Below are 20,454 nucleotides of genomic sequence, written 5' to 3' on the forward strand. Positions count from 1 at the left end.
AAAAGATCGGCTCGGTATCACTGAGGACGTGGAGTATGTCTGTGAACCGAAGCTGGACGGGCTGGCGGTGAGCCTGCACTACGAGAATGGCGCCCTGACGACCGCCGCCACCCGGGGGGATGGCTATTCCGGGGAGGACATAACCGCCAATATCCGAACCATTCCCTCGGTGCCGCTGAAGCTCCGTGGCGACGACGTGCCCGATCTGGTGGAGGTCCGCGGCGAAGTCTACATGCCGAAGGACGGTTTCGAGCAGCTTAATCGCCGCCTGGCGGAGCGTGGCGAGAAGACCTTCGTTAATCCCCGTAATGCGGCGGCCGGCAGCCTCCGGCAGAAAAAATCGACAGTAACCGCCAGACGCCCTCTCGAAATGTGCGCCTACAGCGTTGCGGTAACCGACGAAAGCCTCTTGCCGGATACCCAGTGGGAGGGGCTCAAGAGAGTCCAGAGCTGGGGTTTCCGTATTAATCCCGAGATGCGCAAGGCCAAGGGCGCGGAGGAATGCCTCGAAGCCTACAGCGCGCTGATGGACAAACGGGACGGACTCCCCTACGAAATCGACGGTATCGTCTTCAAGGTGAACCGGCTTGACCAGCAAAAGGCCCTGGGTTTTGTATCCCGGGCCCCTCGTTGGGCGATTGCCCAGAAGTTTCCGGCTCAGGAGGAACTCACGGTTATCGAGGACGTGGAATTCCAGGTCGGTCGTACTGGCGCGGTTACCCCGGTTGCGAGGTTAAAACCCGTGTTCGTGGGCGGTGTAACGGTGAGCAACGCCACCCTCCATAACATGGACGAAATTCGCCGACTGGATGTTCATATCGGCGATACCGTGTTCATTCGCCGCGCCGGAGATGTGATTCCGCAGGTAGTCAAAGTGGTGGCCGAAAAACGCCCCTCAGGCGCCCGGGAAGTAGAATTGCCCCGACAGTGCCCGGTGTGCGACTCGGATGTTATCCAGATCGAAGGTGAAGCCGTTGCCCGCTGCTCTGGGGGCCTGTTCTGCCCCGCGCAGCGAAAGGAAGCCATTCGCCACTATGCCTCCCGCAAAGCCCTCGATATTGAGGGCCTTGGAGACAAGTGGATAGATATCATGGTGGATCAGGGCATGGTGGAAACCGTTGCCGATCTGTATCGCCTGACCACCGACGACCTGGTGAAACTTGAGCGAATGGGAGAAAAGTCGGCGGCCAATCTGGTGGCTGCCATTGATCGGGCCAGAAACCCCGGGCTCTGGCGGTTCCTTTATGCCCTTGGCATCCGGGAGGTGGGGGAGGCCACCGCTAAAGCCCTGGCGGGCCACTTCGGAACTCTGGAGGCCATTGCTGCAGCGGATGAAGAGAGCCTTCAAACGGTTCCGGATGTCGGGCCGATCGTTGCGGGTCATATCCGTAGCTTTTTCGAGCAGACCCACAATCGCGAAACCCTGGATGCCCTGCGTGAAGCCGGTGTGAGGTGGCAGGAAGAGGAAGTCCGGGAGGGAGAGAAGCCTCTGAAAGGCCAGACCTGGGTGCTGACCGGTACGCTTTCCGGAATGACACGGGACGAAGCCAAAGAGAAGCTGGAATCCCTTGGAGCCAAGGTGGCCGGAAGCGTTTCTAAAAAGACGGCCTGCGTGGTGGCTGGCGAGGCCGCCGGTTCCAAACTGGCCAAGGCTGAACAGTTAGAGGTACCTGTTCTTGATGAAGCCGGGCTGGTGGCGTTGCTGGAAGAGCACGGCCAGGGCGCGGGCTAACCGAATCTGAGAACTCGCGCAGATCCCCTGCGTATCAAATTGGCTACCATGGCGTTGTTCTGTAACGGTGTGTAAACCGCCCGGTGTTCATGTTTCATCCGGGCGGTCGCTACCATAACAACAACGATAGAAACGGATTTTTTCATGGGCGCCGATTTTCACTCCCGCATTCATCCTGTTCGCCAACTTGCCGTTCTGGCCCTGCTTTCACTGGGGCTTGCTGCGTGCAAGACGGAAAAGGATCCCGACCAGCCCACAATCCTTGGCGTACCCCCAGTGTTCGCCTATCTCGGTGTTGAATACTCCTACAACTTCGGGGCCTACGGTGGCGAAGATATCCTTGATTATTCCCTGACCAATGCGCCGTCCTGGCTGGCGCTCGAGGACACCAGTAACAAGGCTCGCCAGGGCATCATTATGCGCGGTGTCCCCGGTCTCACCGGCGGTAGTCGAGGAGAGGCGGACCTGGGCAAGACCGAAGGCATCAATCTGGTAACAACCGACGGCCGCATGGCCGGCGCCCAGCCGTTCGATATTGACGTGAAATACAATGTAATGTCTCTGGATGCAGAGCCGTTTACGGAAGGTGAAAGCCCGGAAATCCCTGCCAGTAACCGCGAACAATGCACCTTGCCCGATCTTGAAACCGAGGGTGAGCACAGCGTTACCATTAATCTCTACAACGATGACGGCTCCGTATCCGGTACCAGGGAGCTGACACTTCCGACGCGCCGCGTCTTCGTCAAGGTTACCCTGGATCAACCGTCGGTAACCCAGGTAGCGGTAGCTTTTGAGCTTTTGTCTGACTATGACGCATCCAGTTGCGACGTCGGATTCTCGCCTCCACACCAGAACTGCGATCACAGTGCCTCCAATGCGGGAGATGCGATCCTCGGCACGGACATTGTCGGGTTGGGCAGCAACAGTTCATTGCCTCGCGATGAGACGGGGGAAAGCGAGCTGGGCTATATCGACTATGAGCTTGACGAACAGGGCTTCTATACGCGCGGCGTGATCACACTTGAGCCGGGTATTACCGAGTGTTATCTGCCATTGGAGGTGGTCGAGGACAGCTTTGCCGAGCCCGTCGAGTCCCTTCGCCTGGCACTGACAGAAGTGCGATCCGGTCTGGCCGGTCTTGGCAGCGGTAACGGTGGTGTCGTTACCAATTTGTCCATTCAGGACAACGAGCCGGTTCTGTCGCTGGAAACTGTAAACGGTGGCGGCAGGGATACGCTGAACGTGGGTGCTGTGCGCGAATACGTCGCGAGACTCTCTGGAGACAGAGACCGGGATATTTTTGCGAAGCTGAGCCACACCGAAGACTCCACCGCACGTCTCGAATCCGAGTTCGTTATCGAGCGACTGGAAGACGGAAACTGGGTTGAGAATGACGAACTGATTTTTCCAGAAGGGACCGATGAAGTGCCTTTCCGGATTCGGGTACCGGAGGCTGGCTATGCCAACCCGGCCTTCAGTGACCGGTTTATCCTGCTGGGCCTCAACGAGAACTTCCAGGCCGGTCGAGAGGATTATGCCCGGGCGGAGGCTGAAAACCTGATCCGGGTCAGCCTCAACGAGCTGACGTCTCCGCTTGCTCTGAACCCTGGCGACGGCTTTGTGGCCACAGACATCTCGATGGGCCATGACGGCAGGCTGTTCGTTGCCGGCTACGACACCCAGGATAACGACCGGGTGCTGGTGCGGATTTTTGACCAACGAGGCACTCAGTTGCAGCAGGTTGACATATCCTCTGCGAGCGACAGCCTGAGCGCTCCGGATCCGGTCATAAACGTGGTGCAGCGGAAGGTGACCGAGGGTGGGACCAAGGTAGACCGGTTCGAATTTGTCGTGGCCTACAGCACCGATCAGTCGGTGGCGGGAACGTCCGGTCTGGGCCGCCTGGATTCAGTGACATCGCTTTACTGGTTTGATTCCGCCACCAACGGTGGCGAATACGTTCCCACCTGGACCATCGGGACCGGAACGGATGCTGATGATCAGGTTCGCTGGGCCGGAATCAACCGTGACACCGGCTATGTCATCCTGGCCGGGGAAACGGAAGGTGTGTTTGATCAGCAGCAGGGATCGGGCGGCAGGGACAGCTTCCTGCAGCGAATTGATACTGAACTGGACGGCAACACGCAGCAGCCTGCGGTTGCCTGGACCCGCCAGGCCGGCTCAGCAGCCGATGACCGTGTTGCCGGCGGCAGCACAGAATCTGTGAACCCCGGGTTGTTTGGTTCGGCCGCGGGATCTGTGGAAGGCGCTTCAGTCATCGGCGGCATTGATGCCTTCTTCTTTAACGCCTCCAGTGCCACCAGCGAACTTGATGTCAAACAGGTTGGCACCACTGGCGATGAACCGGTTTCCAACGGACTGTATACCGGTAGCACGCTCTGGCTGATTGGTGCCAGTGATGGATCCTATTCTGTGCTGGAGCAGGACGAGGAAGACCCCGTTCTGGAGAGGGAGGCGCTTTCCAGTGCTGCCGGGTTCCTGCTGGGATATTCAGCCGCCGGGAATGTCAGTCGGGCCTTCACCCTGAATGACGAAGGCGATCAGTCCAGCGAGGCATTTCTTGGGTTGGCTGATTTCGATGGCGACATGGTTGTGGCTGGTACCACGAACGGCGACTTCGCCAGCGGCGGTGTGGTGTCCGGAATGGAGCAGGGCATCGCTGCCCGGGTATCGCTGGTTCCAGAACCCGAGACGGAAGAGGAAGAGTCGGAATTCAGAAACAACTGGCGATACCAGCTTGCAGCGGATGACTCTGCGATCTTGGATCTGGAAAACTACCGGGATGACGAAATACCGGCATTAACCCGAATAGGCAACAACTGGTATGTGCTTCTCTTCAGTCCAGAGGGAGAACTGTTGACGCCTCTGAATTAGGGAACGTGGGGGCTACACCGTTCCCTGATGGCGGCCTGAGCTGGCGTAGAGTCGCAGGTAGTCCGTGCTGGTAACAATTCCGGAGGCGGCGCCTTTCGCATCTACCACCAGGGCGGCATTGAGCTGGTGGGCCAGCATAAGTCTGGCAAGCTGGTGGGCATCGGTCTCGGGTGAGGCTGTCAGGAAGGCGGGCAACTCGATGTGAACCAGGCTCTGGCTCATGGCATCGGCTTCATTCTCGTGAAGCCAGCCCAGGAGCCAACGCAGGTCGACAAGGCCGGCAACGTTGTTGTCCGCCATGATCACAAGGTGGTGCACCTGGTGCTCGTCCATGACGGTTAAAGCCTCAGAAATCGTTGCAGACGCCGGAACGGAATACAGGGTTTGAGACGAGATGCTGGATACCGGCAGATACGGGCGGTCTTCACGGCGCTCGCCAGCGGCCGCCGCGCCGTATTCCTCCAGTGCTTTGTAGCGACCGGCATTGGCGGCCTGCTGGAACTCGGCGTCCGTTGCCTCACTTCGGCCAGGATTGATGCTCTGGGTTTCTGCCAGCTCTGTAACATCACCCACGGGCCTTGCCCGGAATGTTTCCGGTAGCCGGGTTCCGACCGGGCGGCCGGGTTCGCTGACAAAAATGGACATGGGTTCTCTCCGTGACTATGCCACCATTTCGATGGTTATCGGCAGTCTGACCGGAAACTTCAGCTGGAGTTTATTACGAAACCACCACATTCGTCTGATAGAGGCGTCGGGTTTCAAGGCGTTTGGCCAGGTTCGCGGGAAGGCAGGGAGGTTGTCCGGTGAGCAAGTCAGCCAGATATTCGGCCAGGAGCGGTGCGTAGGTCAGTCCTTTGCTGCCAAGGCCAGTAAGGAGGTAAAGGCTATCGAGATCGCCGCTCTCGCCGTCGAAAACGGGTCCGGCCACCGGCTGGTAGTCATGGGTGGTGCATCGGAAGGCAACCCGGCCACTGAGTTCCTCCCCGCGAAGCGCATCGCTTTCATCGGAAAACACCGCAGGCAGCATCGAGCCGAGTTCGTCGATGTTCTCGTTATGACTTTCCACGGTGGGCAATGGGTTGTTATCACGTAGATCGAAGGTTGCGCCGGTTACGGCAAACTCGCCCAGTGCAGGGTTCAAATACCGGTTACCACAGATAACGGCCGTTGGGCCTCTGAGAGCTGTCGCTGGCAGGTGGCTAACCTGGCCACGAATGGCTTTCAACCGGAAACGACCCTTTGTCGGGATAAGCTCCGGGCTGAGATGGCCCGAGCAGATGACCACCCGGTCAGCGGTGATCGATCTGTTGTTTTCCGTCGAAATGCTCCATGTGCCGTCCGAACGCCGAAGATTGTTGACCTCGCTATGGAACACCGTGGATATCAGCGGGTGGTTCGCCAGTTCCTTGCAAAGGTTTGCGGGTTCGAGCCAGCCACTGCCGGGGAACCAGAGCCCGCCCGATTCCGTTGGCACGCCTGTCAGGGCGCTGGCCTGTTCCCGGGTCACCGGGTAAAAGATACTCCGGGGGTAGTCGTTCCTTTGGAGAAACCTCCGCTGCCGGTCCGCTTCCTGGGAGTTGTGGGCCAGCTGTAGCAGGCCGGTCGGATGCCAGTGCTGGTCGCGCCAGTTGTGGTAGAAACGCTGCGCGAACGAGAGTGCTGTGAGCGCCAGCTCGGTCTGGTCGTTGAACTCTACGCCCAGCTTCACATACAGGGCGCCCTGGGCGTTGCCGGACGCCGCTGCACCCGGGCCATGGGCGTCGATCAGTGTTACCGGGTAGCCCCGGTCTGCCAGGTTTCTTGCCAGTGCGCAGCCGGCAACACCTGCGCCGATTATTGCGATCGATTCCTGTTGTTCCGTGGGAGCCGTTTTGATGGGTGCCGGGTTCTCCGCGACAAGAACGCCTTTCAGCATATCCCGTTTGCGACCGTATCCGGCGGTTTTTTCCATCCGGAATCCGGCCCCCATCAAGGCCCGACGAATCCGGCCAACGGAGGTAAAGGTCGCCAGAGTTGTACCCGGCCTGCTGTGTGCACGGATCTTGTTGATGATGTTTTCCAGCCACATATCCGGGTTGCGGGACGGAGCGAACCCGTCCAGAAACCAGGCGTCGGCTTGAAAATCCAGGGATTGCCAGGCGTCGTTAATGTCGCCGAAAAATAGCGTCAGTCGAACCTGCCCCCCGGCCAGGACCAGCCTGTGTACCCCACGCACCAGGGGTGGGTAATGCAGAAGCAGTTCGTCGGCCAGCGCAGCCAGTTCGGGCCACTGTGCCAGGGCCCGGGCCAGGTCCTCGTGGGTGAGGGGGAAACGTTCAACGGAAACGAAGTGCAGCGTCGCCGCATGGGCCGGAGCGTGTCGCTGCCAGGCTTGCCAGGCGGCGAGAAAGTTCAGGCCGGTTCCAAAGCCGTTTTCGGCAATAACGAAATTGCCGCCTTCGGGAATCTGTGCGAAACGTTCGGGCAACTGGTTGTGTTGCAGGAAAACGTAGCGTGTTTCCTCGAGACCATTGTCGCGGCTGAAATAGACATCGCCGAACCGGATGGACTCCGGGACGCCGTCGTGCCAAGCCAGTTCAGCGGGCTCTATTCCGGGCGGCAGGGGAGCACGGTCCACGGTGTCAGCCTTCGGGGTCGACCACGGTGACGGTTTCGATGATCACAGGTTCAACCGGCACATCGGCCATCCCCTGTTTCCGGGTGGTCTGTTTGCGGGCAATGGCATCGACAACGCCCATGCCCTCGGTCACCTTGCCAAAAACCGCATAACCCGGGCCGCGAACTCCGGCGTTCAGGAACCCGTTGTCGGAAAGGTTGATAAAGAACTGGGACGTGGCGGAATCAGGCGCACTGGTGCGAGCCATCGCAATGGTTCCACGAAGGTTCGGCAGTGTCTCTTTCGCTTCATTGCGGATAGGGGCCCGAGTGGACTTGCGGGAGAGATCCCGGGTGAAACCGCCGCCCTGGATCATGAACCCGGGTATAACCCGATGGAAGATGGTGCCGTCGAAAAAACCGTCTTCGGCGTACTGCAGGAAATTGTCGACCGTTTCGGGCGCAACATCCGGGCGAAGCTGAAGCTCGATAGCGCCTTCACTGGTCACCATGCGGACCTTCGGAAGAGGATCACTGGCCAGTTGCTCATTGGTTTGCGCCTGCACCGCGGCAGTCGGCATGAGCAGGGCGAGTGCCATAAGCAATACGGGTGTCACAGTTTTCAGGGGCTTTACCATGTTTGTCATTTGCAGCCGTTCTCCGTGTTATTAGCAGGTGTGTTTCCTGCGACAATTCGGCGAATTCTGTTATCAGGTGCCAGATCTTACCAGATGGTGATGGTAAAACGGGCACTGCATCCACGCACATTGTTGTGTGATCGGCTAACCTTCCCGATATCGGAAGTCATGGATCACACTGGCCGGGCCGGGTTGTACGGTTTTCACTGTTTAAAAGGAGACACTGGGTGAGAATCCGTCAGGGATTTGAAGAGAAATCACGCCTCGGGCGATTGCTTATCAATCGTGGGTATCTGTCTGAGGGGCAGGTTAACGAAGGCCTCAGGCTTCAGCGCGAATCGGGACAGCGCCTGGGTGAGGTATTTATCCAGGCGGGCTGGATCAGCGAGAAGGAGCTGCACCGTGTCCTCAAGCACCAGTCCCGCTATCGCAACGCTGCCGCCCTGGTAACAGCGGTCACGCTGCCATTCCAGCCCCTGGTAACCTTTGCGGCCAGCAATTCGGCCGAGGCGTCACAGGCAATACTGGAAGCCGGCGAACTTTATGACAGAGGCAATCTTGCCCCCATGAGCGAAGCCGAGCTGGCGGCGATTTCCGGTCAGGGCGATCCGACCTTGCTGCAGCGCATTGGTATTGTCAGCAAGATGGCGGAGAACCCCGCAGGAAATGGGGAGCAGGGCTCCGAGGCATCCGCAGATGTTATTGAAGGTCTCAAGCTTTCCGCCAATATCTTCGTGCCGGTTCTGAACTTCCTGGATTCAGATCTCAGCATTTCCGGTGTGCATTATCGTGAAGGGGAGCCACGTTATCGGGTAAGAGAAGATGGCGCCCTGATGCTGGCGTTCCCTGAGCGCATCGAGGAAATTCGGATGGACAATATACGGGTTACGGGAGGCCAGGGAGCTTCAATGGGCAACGTGAGCATTCACGACATCCGGTTTCATCCCGACTCCCAGATGACCATCTACACCCGATGAAGTGGAAAGCATGGCTCGGCAGAGCCATGCGTCCGGGCTCAGGCGCTGGCGAGCACCGTGCTGCTTGATACCGTGGTCTGCTGACCCTGTGCACCGTACAGCTTTTGCTGGCCGGTGGCGCCGCGGAAAATATCTGTGAGCCTCGACAAACGCTTTTGCAAGTGGCTGATTACGCGACCGTTGGTCTGGTTCAGCGTCTGACAGGTTCGCAGCTTCTGGTCCGCTTCCTGCCAGAGTTCGAAGAGATCCGAGAATCCGGCGCTGCGAATAAAGCGGGAAGGCTCGCCACTTTCGGGGCGATATCCCATTTGTACGAGCGTTCGGATTTTCTGTTTGGCGCGTTCGCGGACTGCACCGAGGAGATCGTTCTTCTCTCTGGTCAGGGCGTCCAGCTGGCGGAGGTCGGAATTCGCAAGGCAGGTCTTTTCCTTGCCGAGAACGTCAGCCAGTGTTTCAAGCTGGCTGATATCCTGGGAAAGAAGGGTCTTCAAATCATCAATTGCGGCCATGGTCTACTCACCCGAAAATGCTTTCATCCATCTCAAGCATTTTCTGGGCCAGCTTCTCGGCGTCAATCTTGTACGTGCCATTTTCGAGGGCGGAACGGATCTGCTCGATGCGGTCGTCATCCATTTCCGGATAATCGCCCAGCTTTTGTTCGAGCTGCTTCAGATTCTTTGCCTGATTGCTCAGGCTGACGTTCTCACCACGGGCCCCCTGGGCCTGTGTCTTCGCCTGTTCGTTGGATGCCGGCTGGGTATTCTGTGCGCCGGAGCTTTTGTCGGCCGTGGTTCTCTGGGTGTTGACCTGGCCGGGGCCAATTCCATTTAAGTCAACTGACATATCTGTACCTGCTTGCCTGTCGCGCCACGAATGCGGCGCTTACTCGAGTTTATGTCTTCTTAACGGCGGCGCCGCGAAAACCTTTAGTACTTTTAGCACTTTTTTTCATCTGCTTTTACGACCGGTTTTGCGGCATTCACTTGCCGCTCCGGCAAGCCTCTGCCGCACGCGGCTCACATCGGAATCTCCACGTGGCCCGGCGCGACAACGCTGGCTCTTATCGTGCGCGATGAGCGCAGATTCTCAACCAGAACCTGTTCGCCAACGCTGGCGCTTGCCAGGGCTTTGCCCCGGGAACGTACTGAAAATCCGCCGGTTTTGGCGGTGATGATAACATGATCGCCTCGTTCGACCGCATTCGGGGCCGAAAGCATGTCTGGTGTAACGAGCGATCCGGCATTCACTGCGCGCCGCACTTCCATGCCAATCGCCTGCTTCGAGTCGGTAATCACGCCACGTCTGGATGAATTGATTTCAACAGACTGCTTCGCAAGCAGCCCTTCGGTTATTCGCTCTCCACGTGTGAGTGGCCTCGCTGCCACCAGGGCTGGCCCATGGATAGAAACTGAAGCGGTAACAAACATTCGCCATGGGCGGGTTCCTTCGCAGGCTACCTGCAACGACGGGCTGGTGCTTTTCCATGGATCCCCGCTGAACTCTACACTCAAAGGCTTTTCGCACTCGGCGAGAGCGAGGCGGCTGTCGATGGAACCGGGTTCGAAGGAAACGGTGTAGCCATGCTCGGCCTGTTCAGACGCAAAGCTGTCCAGAAACGCCAGGGTTGCTTTCTGAATCTGTTCAGCTGTCGTTCCAGCAAGGAGCGGCGTGCTCAGGCCAGACATTAGCAGTAGTAGGGCGAAATTCGTGATGCGCATACGTATCAGTTTGTCCTATGCTGTCAACAACAGGGCAGAAAAGCCCGAATCAGGCTAAGGATTCGGTAAAAGTGGCCGTTAAATGGGCTGACCCACCCCTGATATGACGGGTTTCCGTCGATCAGGCTATTATTCAGTGAACAGCAAGATATATGCCGTTGTAATTCCGGCAAGCCAGGAGAATCGAAATGGCAGGGGTTTTGGACAGTGTCAACCAGCGCACTCAGATGGTCGGAAAGAACCGCCTAGAGCTGCTTCTTTTCCGTCTCAGGGGGCGTCAGATCTACGGGATCAACGTGTTCAAGGTGAAAGAGGTTCTGCAGTGTCCGAAGCTGTTCTCCCTGCCCAACAGCCGGCCGGTTGTTCGAGGCGTAGCCCATAGCCGGGGTGAGACTATCCCCATTATCGATCTGAGCATGGCAATCGGTCTGCCCGGTATCCCGCAAGAAGAGCTCTCCACCAGTTTCGTCATCATCACTGAATACAATCGCAAAACGCAGGGTTTCCTGGTGAGCGGCGTCGAGCGAATCATGAACATGAACTGGGAAGAAATCCTGCCTCCACCCAAAGGGGCCGGCAAGGATGTCTATCTTACCGCTGTCACGAAAATTGATGATAAGCTTATCGAAATCATTGATGTAGAGAAGATTCTTTCAGAAGTTTCTCCGCTTGGGGAGGACGTAACCGAAGCCGTTCTGAGTAAGAGCGCGGATAGGGTACCGGGGCATCTGCCCGTGCTGGTGGTCGATGATTCATCCGTGGCCCGGCGCCAGATACAGCGGTGTCTCACCGCAATTGGCATGGAAGTGGTGCTGAAAAACGACGGCAAGCAGGCTATTGAACATCTGAAGGAAATCACTGCGGATGGTTCCCGGGCCAAGGATCACTTCTCCCTGATCATCTCGGACGTGGAGATGCCTGAAATGGATGGCTACACCCTCGTCACCAAGGTGAAAGAGGACCCGGCGCTTTCGGATATGTTTGTTATGCTTCACACCTCACTCAGCGGTGTGTTCAACCAGGCCATGGTAAAGAAGGTCGGGGCCGACGACTTTATGGCAAAGTTCAGTCCGGACGAGCTGGCAGAGCGGGTGATGGAAATCATCGACCAGGGTTGATGGAGCCGCTCAAAGATTCACTCAGAACAGAGACCCAATGAAAGCGGAAATAACGCCACAGGAATATGAAGCCTTCAAATCGTTCCTGCAGGATGCCTGTGGGATTTTACTGGGCGATAATAAACAGTACCTGGTCAAAAGCCGGTTGCGCAGGATTCTTGAAGAGAACAGCCTGAATACCCTGGGTGAACTGCTCGAGCGCCTTAAGCGCCCCGGGCGGGGCGGTCTGAAAGAGACTGTCATCGATGCGATGACAACCAATGAAACCCTGTGGTTCCGTGACAATCACCCTTTCCGGATTCTTCAGGAGAAACTGCTTCCCGAATTCGCAGAGCGCAACTCGATGCAGCCTTTGCGTATCTGGTCTGCGGCCTGCTCAACCGGCCAGGAGCCGTATTCGATTGCCATGATCGTCGAGGAGTTTCGGCGGGCGAGGCCCGGGAAGCTGCGGGATGTAAAGATCACCGCGACGGATATCTCCAAAAGCGTTCTTGATGTGGCTCGCAAGGGCGAGTATGAAATGCTTGCCATTGGTCGGGGGCTCTCGCCAGAGCGCCAGAAGCAGTTTTTCACGCCGTCCCTGAACGGTGGCTGGCAGATCAAACCCCAGATCAAGAGCATGGTGGAGTTCAAGGAGTTGAACCTGCTTGAGCGTTATATGCTGGGCAAGTTCGATATTGTGATGTGCCGGAACGTTCTGATCTATTTTTCGGCGGACCTGAAAAAGGACATTCTCACCCGGATGCACGCCACCCTGAACCCGGGCGGCTACCTGGTTCTTGGTGCCTCGGAATCGCTCAACGGCTTGCCCCATCTCTATGAGATGGTTCAGTGCCACCCCGGAATCATCTACAGGAAAAAATAATCCATGCCCCTCAATGTCTGGGTCCTGGTTGCCGCTCAGGCGCTGGCCATGTGCACAGCGCCTTTTATCGTTTTTATAGGCAGCATTCAGGGCAGAATGCTCGCCCCGGCGCCCGAGTACGCAACACTTCCCGTCGGGCTGGTGGTCGTAGGCACCGTTCTGGCTATCAAACCGGCAACCTGGTTAATGGAGCGCATTGGGCGCAAGCGCGTGATGCTGCTGGGTGCCATCATGGGCATTGTTGCAGGTCTTATGGGAGGCCTGGCGTCCTGGACTGGTCTGTTTTCCCTTCTTTGTCTTGCGGCCGTGGTCGGTGGTACCGGGCTTGCGGTGGTTCACCAATATCGGTTTGCGGCCATGGAATCCGTGGCGCCGGGTATGGCGGGTTCTGCTGCCGCTCGCGTGTTGCTGGGTGGTCTGGTCGCAGCCTGGCTCGGGCCGGAAGTTGCGGGTCTGGGTAGCGGCGCGGCGGAGCAATACCCGTTTCTGGTCAGCTGGATCGCGCTGGCGGCCGTCCAGGGTGCGGCTTTGCTGATCCTTGCTATCGGTTACCGGGCAGGGGCCGAGCGCGTCCAGGAATCCCGGCCGGGAGGAGGCCGCCCCCTACGGGAGATTATGGCGAACCCTTTGATCTGGGCGGCCATGAGTGCCGCGGCCATTGGCTATGCGGTGATGAGTTTCATCATGACGGCGACGCCGCTGAGCATGACCGAAATGGCCGGCCATGACCTCGACGATGCCAAGCGGGTGATCCAGCTCCACATAATGGCCATGTATCTTCCGTCGCTGATCAGCGGTTGGCTGACACGCGTGGTAGGCATTCCCCTGATGATGGCAGCGGGCCTGCTGGCCTATCTGGGCTGTATTGCCCTTGCCGCGAGTGGTGTCAGCTTCCACCACTATATGTCAGCGCTGTTGTTGCTCGGCGTTGGCTGGAATTTCCTGTTCGTTGGTGGCACAACGCTGCTGCCCCGGGGGTATCGGGATGCCGAACGCTTCCGCGTCCAGGGCCTGAACGACATAATGGTTTTTGGCTCCCAGGCGACCGCGGCGCTGTCTGCCGGCGCAATTCTGAGCTGGCTGGGCTGGGGCGGTCTGGTCATGGTTGCCGTACCCTTCCTGATACTTCACGGGTTATTGATGACTTTGTGGCTGTTGCGCGAACGAACGCCCGAAGCTGCAGTTAACGGGAGAGAGTGATGCTTATAGATTTCGAGGGTATGGATCCGAAAGATGCCTACCACATCCTTACCCAGACAGTGATTCCGAGGCCAGTTGCCTGGGTGCTGAGTGAAAATCCGGATGGGGACTACAATCTGGCGCCGTTCTCGTTCTTTACGCCGATCACCAGCAATCCCCCGTTGCTGATGATTTCCGTTGGTAAAAAACCGGCGGAGGGCGTTTCGAAAGACACCCGGGTAAACATTGAAGCGAGAAAGAATTTTGTCATTCACATCGCCCACCGGGATCTCGCCGCGGCGGTCACAGAATCCTCGCGAACCTTGCCCCATGGCGAATCCGAACTGAAAAATCTTGATCTGGAGCTGGTGGATTTTGAAGGCTCGAGCCTGCCTCGGCTCAAGGACTGCCACGTGGCTTTTGCCTGCGAGCTCTACGACATCAAGGAAATCGGTGCCGGGCCCCAGTCACTGGTATTTGGAAAAGTCACCCGGGTATGGGTATCTGATGATGCAGCTCGTTACGATGACAAGAATCGCCTGACCTTCAATGGCGCTGCGATTGATCCGATCGGCCGTCTCGGGGGAAGCGAATACGTCACCTTCGGTGAAATCCTCAAAATTCCGCGGCCATCCTGAATCGGGGGCAGGGCAAAGGAATGGAACAGCTTAACCTCCGCCATCTCTACTATTTCTGGGTGATCAGCCGGGAAGGTTCGATCGCCCGAGCCAGTGAAGTCCTGGAACTGGCGCCGCAGACCCTCAGTGGCCAGCTTGCGACGTTTGAAGCCTCAGTGGGTGGGCGCCTGTTCTCCCGGGAAAGGCGCAAGCTGATCCTCACAGACTACGGCCGGCTGATCCTCGGCTACGCCGACGACATATTCGCCCTCACCGGTGAGCTTGCCGAAACCCTGCGGCTTGATCCTTCCGAGCGCCCGCTGACCCTGCGAGCCGGCGTCTCCGCGTCGATTCACAAACTGATTGCCTACTACCTGCTTCAGCCGGCGATGGCGGGCGAGCGGTCCATCCAGCTTGAATGCCAGACCGGGCGCACCGAAGATCTCGTGCTCAGCCTGAAACGCAAGGAGCTGGATCTGGTTCTGACCGACCGGGTGCCACGGTTGCAGGAGGACGGCAATCTCACGGTACACCCTCTGGCGGGATCCAGCATGAGCCTGTTCGCCGCACCAGAGTTGGCAAGAAAGCTCAAAAAGGGGTTTCCCGAATCCCTGAATGGCCAACCGTTGCTGGCCAACGCCACGGATGCACCCTATTTCGAGCGACTGATGAACTGGTTTTCCCTGAATGGGGTTCGCATGAAACTTGTCGCCCGGGTAGATGACAGCGCCCTGATCAAGGTATTTGGCAGCCAGGGCTATGGCGTGTTCGCTGCTCCAACCTCAATCCGCGAGGAGGTCTGCCGCCAGTATGAGGTAGAGCAGATTGCCTCAATTGAAGACGTCATGGATGAATTGTTCGCCATCACCCGTGGCCGAAAAACCGCCCATGAGGGCGTCCGTGCCATTGTCGATGCTCACACGGGTGATCGTGACGCCTGATTGCATCGAAAATATCGATCTTAAAAGCTCACAAAAGCTTATTTTATCGAACTCTGTTCCTGTCCATTATGGAGTTGTGAAAGGCAGCAACCCGAAGAGGAGCAGTAGCTATGAAGACCATCCACAAATTCCGTCTGGAACCGGGCAAAGAGCCGACCACGCTCACGCTCAAAGAGGGTTACAGGGTGGTGCGCAGCGAATACATCGTGCCCCATAAGGCCGTCTACCTCTGGGTGGAGCAGCCCCTGAACGTAACCACACCAACCCTTGAGCGGCAGTTCCGAGTCGCTTATTCGGGCGAACCAGTGCCTGACAGCTTCGAATACCTCGATACCGCACTGGATCCATTTGGCCCTGAGGCGTACCACGTGTTTGCAATACCTGCCGGTGAAGAAGAGCTCTTCAATACGGCATCTGACGGTGCAAGCAACGACGCGTTCAGCAGGCAGAACTGGCAACACACAGCGATCTCTTGACCACTTCAGGGCCCTTCGGGGCCCTTTTTTATGGCGTCTCGATCGGCAGGTGGCCGGTTTTTACCCAGATGATTGTTTCCTTGTCCACGAACGGGTGATGCTGGCTCAGGTGGGGGCTCCGAATCCAGGTGCCCGCCGGGTAGCGACCATGTTCATCGCAAAACTCACCGGACAGCACGAATATCTCCTCGCCGCCAAAGTGCCGATGGGGCTGGAAAACCTCGTTTGCCGGCCACTTCACCAGGGCCACATGCTCGTGCTCGAATTCGTGCAGCGGCATCACCTCAAGCCCGCCCATACCGGGCCGCCACGGCGCAGTGCGCGTATCGATGCGCACTGTGGATCCATCGCGTTCGTCGAACTGATGCAGCTTGACGAGCAGCGTGCAGCCTTCCTCGCTGAAAGGGGCGTGTCCACTGCCTGGCGGGTTCCGCAAATAAGTGCCGGCCGGGTAGTCGCCGGTCTCGTCGGAAAACACCCCATCCAGAACGAGGATCTCTTCGCCCAGGGGGTGCTCATGCCGGTTGAAGGAGGCACCAGGCTCGTACCGGACCACACTGGTTGCATGACCACGCTCTGCTTCCTCGCGGGCAAGAGGCTTTCTCAAAACACCACCGGCAGGGCTGGGCACCCAATCCTGCTCTTCGGTGCGGATGATGACTTTCTTGGAAAAGTCCATGTTGAGCATTGCGAACCTCAAAACCACCTGAAATTGAAGTGACTAGTTACGTGGGCGCCAGCCTTCCGGATGCCTCTATTTGATCAGGGCCTGAATGTTCCGGAACTGCGGATGTTTGCAATGACGCATCCATTCAAACGCCACCATCTCAAGCGTTACAATCCTGGCGCCGCTCTCGTTCAGGCGGTCCAGAGCGACGTCCCGGTCAAACTCATTGCGTGAGCCGATAGCATCGGCCACCACCCATACCTTGTAACCTGCATCCAGCAGGCTAAGGGCGGTCTGCATCATACACACATGGGTCTCGCAGCCACCGATTACAATGTGCTGCCGGCCCTCCGGCAACTGGTCAACGAGCCCATCGGGGCAGGCATCAAAATGGTGCTTGGCCAGGGTCTGGTTGCAGAGCTCCCGGACCGCTTCAACATTATGTCCCAGCTTGTCAGGTAGCTGCTCGGTGCCCAGCACAGGAACCTCCATGAGCCCGGCAATGGTGGCCAGCACGATGCAGCGGTCCACCACCTCGTCGCCATGGCTAATGGCGGGCATCAGTTTTTCCTGAACATCGATGAGCAACAGCGTCGATTGCTCGGCTTTCATCAGCATGGATAGTCTCTCCCCACAAACTGAATGATTATACTCGGCGTTGTACTAACGATAGTCCTGAATCTGCTCAACCGGTAAAGAGAAAACCCGTCTCGCCCGAATTTTTTTGACGATTTTCCCCGGGGGAGTTGCCAAGCGCCCGTAAAACCATTAAAGTTTGCGCCCTCAAATGAGCGACGACGTTGCTGATTTGAAACAGTTTATTGGAGAGGTGGCCGAGTGGCTGAAGGCGCACGCCTGGAAAGTGTGTAAACGTTAATAGCGTTTCGAGGGTTCGAATCCCTCCCTCTCCGCCAATACAAAACCCCAGCAGAAATGCTGGGGTTTTTTATTGGCCGATTGGCAGGGTAGAAAGAACCCTCCCGGGTTCGAGCTAGGATTTTCTCCAAACCAACAACCGATTATTAGCCGGCATCCCGAAATCCTTTTCAAGCTTCAGCCCGGTTTCTTCACCAAGAGCTTCAAGATCCTCCATATCCCGTATTCCCATATGAGGCGCCTGTGTTCTAAGCGACAGGTCGAACCGTACATTGTTTTCACTGGTGTGCCGACCGCCATAGCTGAAAGGCCCATAGAGGCAGAAGATGGCGCCCCTGGGTAGGGCCTCCGCGAGGCCGCGAAACATTGCCTGCACTTCTTCCCAGGCCATGATATGCGCCGTATTGGCGGAGAACGCGCCGTCGATGGCGGGCAGGCTGGACCAATCTCCGTTCAATACCTCCAGGGCAATGGGCGGGTTGATATTTGTAAGGTGGGCATCGTCGATCCACGCCCGGGAAAGCTGGGCGTTCTGAGGGTGATCGGTGGGCTGCCAAACCACGTGGGGTAGGTGAGCGGCAAAGTGAACGGCGTGCTGGCCAGTGCCCGTGCCGATTTCCAGAATGGTGCCCGGCTGTTTGAAAAGCTCGACAAGTTTTTCCAGAATCGGCGCTTTGTTATTCTCGCAGGCTTGAGAAAACGGCTTGTCTTTTTGCATGCTCCGACCTTTCGACAGGGGGTAGTTTATGGCGGTTTCAATACGCCGGCTCAGCGGTGACCAGATTAAACCATACCTGAATGATCTCGCGCGCCTGAGGATCGAGGTGTTTCGCCATTTTCCCTACCTGTACGACGGTGATATGGACTACGAGCGCAAGTACCTCGATACCTACGCCCGCTCGCCAGAGAGTCTTTTCGTGCTGGCCCTGGATGGCGAATCGGTTGTTGGCGCCGCCACGGGCATCCCGATGGACCACGAAACGGACGAGTTCAAAGGGCCGTTCATCGAGCAGGGTTATGAGCCAGACAAGATCTTCTATTTCGGTGAGTCGGTGCTGCTGCCGAATTACCGGGGGCAGGGCATCGGGGTGGCCTTCTTCGACCACCGGGAAGGCCATGCCCGGGAACAGGGCCGTTTTACGCACTGCTGTTTCTGCGCGGTCGAGCGGCCTCAAGATCATCCGCTCAGACCCGCCGATTATCAGCCGCTGGACTCATTCTGGCACAACCGCGGCTACCGAAAAGTACCGGAACTGACCACCACCTATGCATGGAAAGATGTGGATCAGGCGGCGGAAGCCGCCAAGCCCATGACGTTCTGGCTGAGGCGTATTGCCTAACGAACGCTGAAGTTGCTGAATTCCCCGGTTGGCGATTCCGGCGCAATATCCACCGCATCCACACGCGCATCCGGTGGGCCTTCGGCGCACCAGGTTCTGAGTTCGTCCAGGCGTTCCTCCGGGCCTTCGGCCACAATCTCAACTCGTCCATCGGGCAGATTGCGAGCGAACCCCGTCAAACCCAGGGAAGAGGCCTTCTGTTCCGTGGAGGCGCGATAGTAGACCCCCTGTACCCGGCCGGATATCAGAAGTTGCCAGCGTTTGGTATCCATGGTTTGCTCCCGCTCGTTCTGTCGTGTCAGGCTTTATTTCAATCTACCGGTTCGGGCAGGACGACTTCAAGGAGAGAGAACGCTGATGGCCTCCACCCACCTGAAACACAATGCGACTGGTTATGCCGATGCCCTGGTCTGCGAGGCGGAGGGATTGGAGCGCCTTGCAGGCGCACTTGATGAGGCCGGGGTGACCGACGTCGGTGTGCCGCACGTTTATCGGGTGAACGAAACCGAACTCGAAATCACCGCCATCCGGTCTTCCGGTGGCTCAGATCGGGCGCGGGAGGTGCTGGGTGAAGGGCTGGCCAGAATGCATGCCCTGCGGCAGGAGGCGTACGGCTGGGGCAGGGACAATTACATTGGCCTGGCACCGCAACCCAATCGCTGGTGCGACAACTGGGGTGAGTTTTTTGTCCACGACCGCCTTGGCTACCAGGTCTCACGTATTCGTGACGCCAGCCAGAGGACTCGCTTCGAACAGGTATTGGACCAGCACGGGGGCTTCCTGATGGACTGGCTGAACGCCCACTGTGAGCACCCGAGCCTGCTCCATGGTGATCTCTGGAATGGTAACGTGCTCTATGGCTCTGACCGCCCCTGGCTGATTGACCCGGCCGTCTACTGCGGTGATCGTGAAGCGGATATCGCCATGACACAGATGTTTGGTGGTTTCGGCGAAGCATTCTACCGGGCCTACGACGCGTGTTACCCAAGAACATCGGTTTATGGCATCAAACGTGAGATCTACAACCTCTACCATTACCTGAACCACTACAACCTGTTTGGAGGTGGTTACCTGGAGGGTTGCCAGGTGGGTTTTGCCGCGATTGAAGCAATAGGCCGTGGCAGGGCCTAGATCAGGCCGGTACTGCGAAGCACGAAGACTCCCAGAGTGACAGTGATGCTTGCCAGAAGGGTCGTCAGGGCGATGATATTGGCAGCCAACCGGTCATTACCGCCCAGCGCCTTCACCATTACGAAACTGGCGGCCGCCGTCGGGCTGGCGAAGAACAGGAACATCAGGCCCAGCTCCGAACCCCGAAAACCGGCCAGCCACGCTGCGGCGGTGCAAAGCGCCGGCAGTATTACCATCTTGAACAGGCTGGAACCCAAGGCCGTTTTGCTGTCACTCCGGATGGCGCTCAGGGATACGGTGGCGCCGATGCAAAGCAGCGCCAGGGGCAGGGTGAGTGAGGCAAAGTAATCGCCGCTGGTCATGACCCAGCCCGGCAGTGAGATATCCAGGGCAGCGAAGGGAATCGCCACGAAGACTGCCAGGATGAGCGGGTTGCGGATGATGTCATGGAAGATCTTCGTCCAGTCCGTTGTTTGCCCCGGTTGGTAGGCCACCAGCACGATCACCGAAAGGATGTTGTAGGAGATGATCACCAGGCCAAGCAGGATGCCACCTGCCGACAGGCCGAAGTCTCCGTAGAGATTGGCGGCAAGCGCCAGGCCGACGATTCCGCAGTTACCCCGAAACGCGCCCTGCACGTAAACGCCACGATTCTCCCGAACCACACGCCAGCGGGCCCAGAGCCAGGT

The 20,454-nt window shown here is 57.9% G+C and carries 22 protein-coding genes and 1 tRNA gene; 12 read left to right on the forward strand and 11 right to left on the reverse strand.

Translation table 11 applies throughout. From position 1 onward, the window contains the following. Together ligA and B2W52_RS21295 are read left to right on the forward strand one after the other, a co-directional pair. Nucleotides 1–1,732, forward strand: a 1,732-nt coding sequence (gene ligA / locus B2W52_RS21290; protein ID WP_286804033.1) for an NAD-dependent DNA ligase LigA, incomplete at its 5' end; no start/stop codon positions are given. Nucleotides 1,733–1,876: 144 nt separating this feature from the next. After that, on the forward strand, nt 1,877–4,627 hold the full coding sequence (locus tag B2W52_RS21295; RefSeq protein ID WP_273069323.1) for a hypothetical protein: 2,751 nt from the start codon (nt 1,877–1,879) through the stop codon (nt 4,625–4,627). 12 nt (nt 4,628–4,639) lie between these two features. Here B2W52_RS21295 and B2W52_RS21300 read toward each other — a convergent pair whose 3' ends face one another. The 3 genes from B2W52_RS21300 to B2W52_RS21310 all read right to left on the reverse strand — a co-directional run bounded on the left by B2W52_RS21300 (nt 4,640) and on the right by B2W52_RS21310 (nt 7,860). Then, on the reverse strand, nt 4,640–5,272 hold the full coding sequence (locus B2W52_RS21300; protein WP_008174418.1) for a CBS domain-containing protein: 633 nt from the start codon (nt 5,270–5,272) through the stop codon (nt 4,640–4,642). A 73-nt stretch (nt 5,273–5,345) separates the two neighbouring features. After that, nucleotides 5,346–7,244, reverse strand: a complete 1,899-nt coding sequence (gene mnmC, locus B2W52_RS21305) for a bifunctional tRNA (5-methylaminomethyl-2-thiouridine)(34)-methyltransferase MnmC2/FAD-dependent 5-carboxymethylaminomethyl-2-thiouridine(34) oxidoreductase MnmC1 (RefSeq protein ID WP_008174420.1) — start codon at nt 7,242–7,244, stop codon at nt 5,346–5,348. Between the two features lie 4 nt (nt 7,245–7,248). Next, a complete protein-coding gene (locus B2W52_RS21310) occupies nt 7,249–7,860 on the reverse strand; it encodes a peptidylprolyl isomerase (RefSeq protein ID WP_413540230.1) in 612 nt (203 codons plus the stop codon). Nucleotides 7,861–8,087: 227 nt separating this feature from the next. Between B2W52_RS21310 and B2W52_RS21315 the strand changes: the two genes are divergently transcribed. Then, nucleotides 8,088–8,837 carry a cyclic di-GMP-binding domain-containing protein, MshE-related gene (locus tag B2W52_RS21315; protein ID WP_053115040.1) on the forward strand — a complete coding sequence of 250 codons (750 nt, stop codon included), beginning with the start codon at nt 8,088–8,090 and terminating at the stop codon, nt 8,835–8,837. A 38-nt stretch (nt 8,838–8,875) separates the two neighbouring features. Here B2W52_RS21315 and B2W52_RS21320 read toward each other — a convergent pair whose 3' ends face one another. The 3 genes from B2W52_RS21320 to flgA form a co-directional block, all read right to left on the reverse strand. Continuing rightward, nucleotides 8,876–9,346 (reverse strand): flagella synthesis protein FlgN, encoded by a 471-nt coding sequence (locus B2W52_RS21320; RefSeq protein WP_008174427.1) that lies wholly within the window; start codon nt 9,344–9,346, stop codon nt 8,876–8,878. A 7-nt stretch (nt 9,347–9,353) separates the two neighbouring features. Further along, entirely contained in the window at nt 9,354–9,680 is a 327-nt protein-coding gene (gene flgM, locus B2W52_RS21325) for a flagellar biosynthesis anti-sigma factor FlgM (RefSeq protein WP_008174429.1), read from the reverse strand. Between the two features lie 173 nt (nt 9,681–9,853). Continuing rightward, nucleotides 9,854–10,555: a flagellar basal body P-ring formation chaperone FlgA gene (gene flgA, locus B2W52_RS21330; RefSeq protein ID WP_008174432.1), complete on the reverse strand. Its 702-nt coding sequence runs from the start codon at nt 10,553–10,555 to the stop codon at nt 9,854–9,856. 188 nt (nt 10,556–10,743) lie between these two features. On the opposite strand from flgA, the gene B2W52_RS21335 reads away from it, so the two are divergent. From B2W52_RS21335 to B2W52_RS21360, 6 genes are all read left to right on the forward strand, one after another. Continuing rightward, nucleotides 10,744–11,673 carry a chemotaxis protein CheV gene (locus B2W52_RS21335; RefSeq protein ID WP_008174434.1) on the forward strand — a complete coding sequence of 310 codons (930 nt, stop codon included), beginning with the start codon at nt 10,744–10,746 and terminating at the stop codon, nt 11,671–11,673. A 37-nt stretch (nt 11,674–11,710) separates the two neighbouring features. Then, entirely contained in the window at nt 11,711–12,538 is an 828-nt protein-coding gene (locus B2W52_RS21340; protein ID WP_008174436.1) for a CheR family methyltransferase, read from the forward strand. Nucleotides 12,539–12,541: 3 nt separating this feature from the next. Further along, nucleotides 12,542–13,738 (forward strand): MFS transporter, encoded by a 1,197-nt coding sequence (locus B2W52_RS21345; RefSeq protein WP_273069328.1) that lies wholly within the window; start codon nt 12,542–12,544, stop codon nt 13,736–13,738. Continuing rightward, the gene (locus B2W52_RS21350; protein ID WP_273069330.1) at nt 13,738–14,355 is read left to right on the forward strand and encodes a flavin reductase family protein; all 618 of its coding nucleotides are present in this window, start codon (nt 13,738–13,740) and stop codon (nt 14,353–14,355) included. Before B2W52_RS21345 ends, B2W52_RS21350 begins: the two co-directional genes overlap by 1 nt. Before the next feature lie 20 nt (nt 14,356–14,375). Further along, nucleotides 14,376–15,275, forward strand: coding sequence for a LysR family transcriptional regulator (locus B2W52_RS21355; RefSeq protein WP_014576947.1), 900 nt, complete (start codon nt 14,376–14,378; stop codon nt 15,273–15,275). Between the two features lie 110 nt (nt 15,276–15,385). Next, nucleotides 15,386–15,751: a DUF7352 domain-containing protein gene (locus B2W52_RS21360; RefSeq protein ID WP_014576948.1), complete on the forward strand. Its 366-nt coding sequence runs from the start codon at nt 15,386–15,388 to the stop codon at nt 15,749–15,751. A 28-nt stretch (nt 15,752–15,779) separates the two neighbouring features. On the opposite strand, the gene B2W52_RS21365 is transcribed toward B2W52_RS21360, so the two are convergent. Beyond that, the gene (locus B2W52_RS21365; protein ID WP_053115043.1) at nt 15,780–16,439 is read right to left on the reverse strand and encodes a cupin domain-containing protein; all 660 of its coding nucleotides are present in this window, start codon (nt 16,437–16,439) and stop codon (nt 15,780–15,782) included. A 66-nt stretch (nt 16,440–16,505) separates the two neighbouring features. Next, on the reverse strand, nt 16,506–17,036 hold the full coding sequence (locus B2W52_RS21370; RefSeq protein ID WP_273069332.1) for an isochorismatase family protein: 531 nt from the start codon (nt 17,034–17,036) through the stop codon (nt 16,506–16,508). A 205-nt stretch (nt 17,037–17,241) separates the two neighbouring features. Between B2W52_RS21370 and B2W52_RS21375 the strand changes: the two genes are divergently transcribed. Then, nucleotides 17,242–17,332 (forward strand) — tRNA-Ser (locus B2W52_RS21375). Between the two features lie 77 nt (nt 17,333–17,409). Here the strand turns inward: B2W52_RS21375 and B2W52_RS21380 are convergent. Further along, complete coding sequence (locus B2W52_RS21380) at nt 17,410–18,012, reverse strand: DUF938 domain-containing protein (RefSeq protein ID WP_014576950.1); 603 nt, start codon at nt 18,010–18,012, stop codon at nt 17,410–17,412. A 28-nt stretch (nt 18,013–18,040) separates the two neighbouring features. On the opposite strand from B2W52_RS21380, the gene B2W52_RS21385 reads away from it, so the two are divergent. Beyond that, complete coding sequence (locus B2W52_RS21385) at nt 18,041–18,634, forward strand: GNAT family N-acetyltransferase (protein WP_273069335.1); 594 nt, start codon at nt 18,041–18,043, stop codon at nt 18,632–18,634. Here the strand turns inward: B2W52_RS21385 and B2W52_RS21390 are convergent. Then, on the reverse strand, nt 18,631–18,906 hold the full coding sequence (locus B2W52_RS21390; protein ID WP_008174451.1) for an acylphosphatase: 276 nt from the start codon (nt 18,904–18,906) through the stop codon (nt 18,631–18,633). The two genes, B2W52_RS21385 and B2W52_RS21390, sit on opposite strands and share 4 nt — an antisense overlap. 85 nt (nt 18,907–18,991) lie before the next feature. Between B2W52_RS21390 and B2W52_RS21395 the strand changes: the two genes are divergently transcribed. Next, the gene (locus tag B2W52_RS21395; RefSeq protein WP_286804034.1) at nt 18,992–19,765 is read left to right on the forward strand and encodes a fructosamine kinase family protein; all 774 of its coding nucleotides are present in this window, start codon (nt 18,992–18,994) and stop codon (nt 19,763–19,765) included. Here the strand turns inward: B2W52_RS21395 and B2W52_RS21400 are convergent. Beyond that, nucleotides 19,762–20,454: AEC family transporter (locus B2W52_RS21400; protein ID WP_286804035.1), on the reverse strand; the 693-nt coding region annotated here is incomplete at its 5' end. The genes B2W52_RS21395 and B2W52_RS21400 overlap by 4 nt on opposite strands.

The sequence above is a fragment of the Marinobacter sp. UBA2498 genome (genome assembly GCF_002341575.1).
GTDB classification, from domain to species: Bacteria; Pseudomonadota; Gammaproteobacteria; order Pseudomonadales; family Oleiphilaceae; genus Marinobacter; species Marinobacter manganoxydans.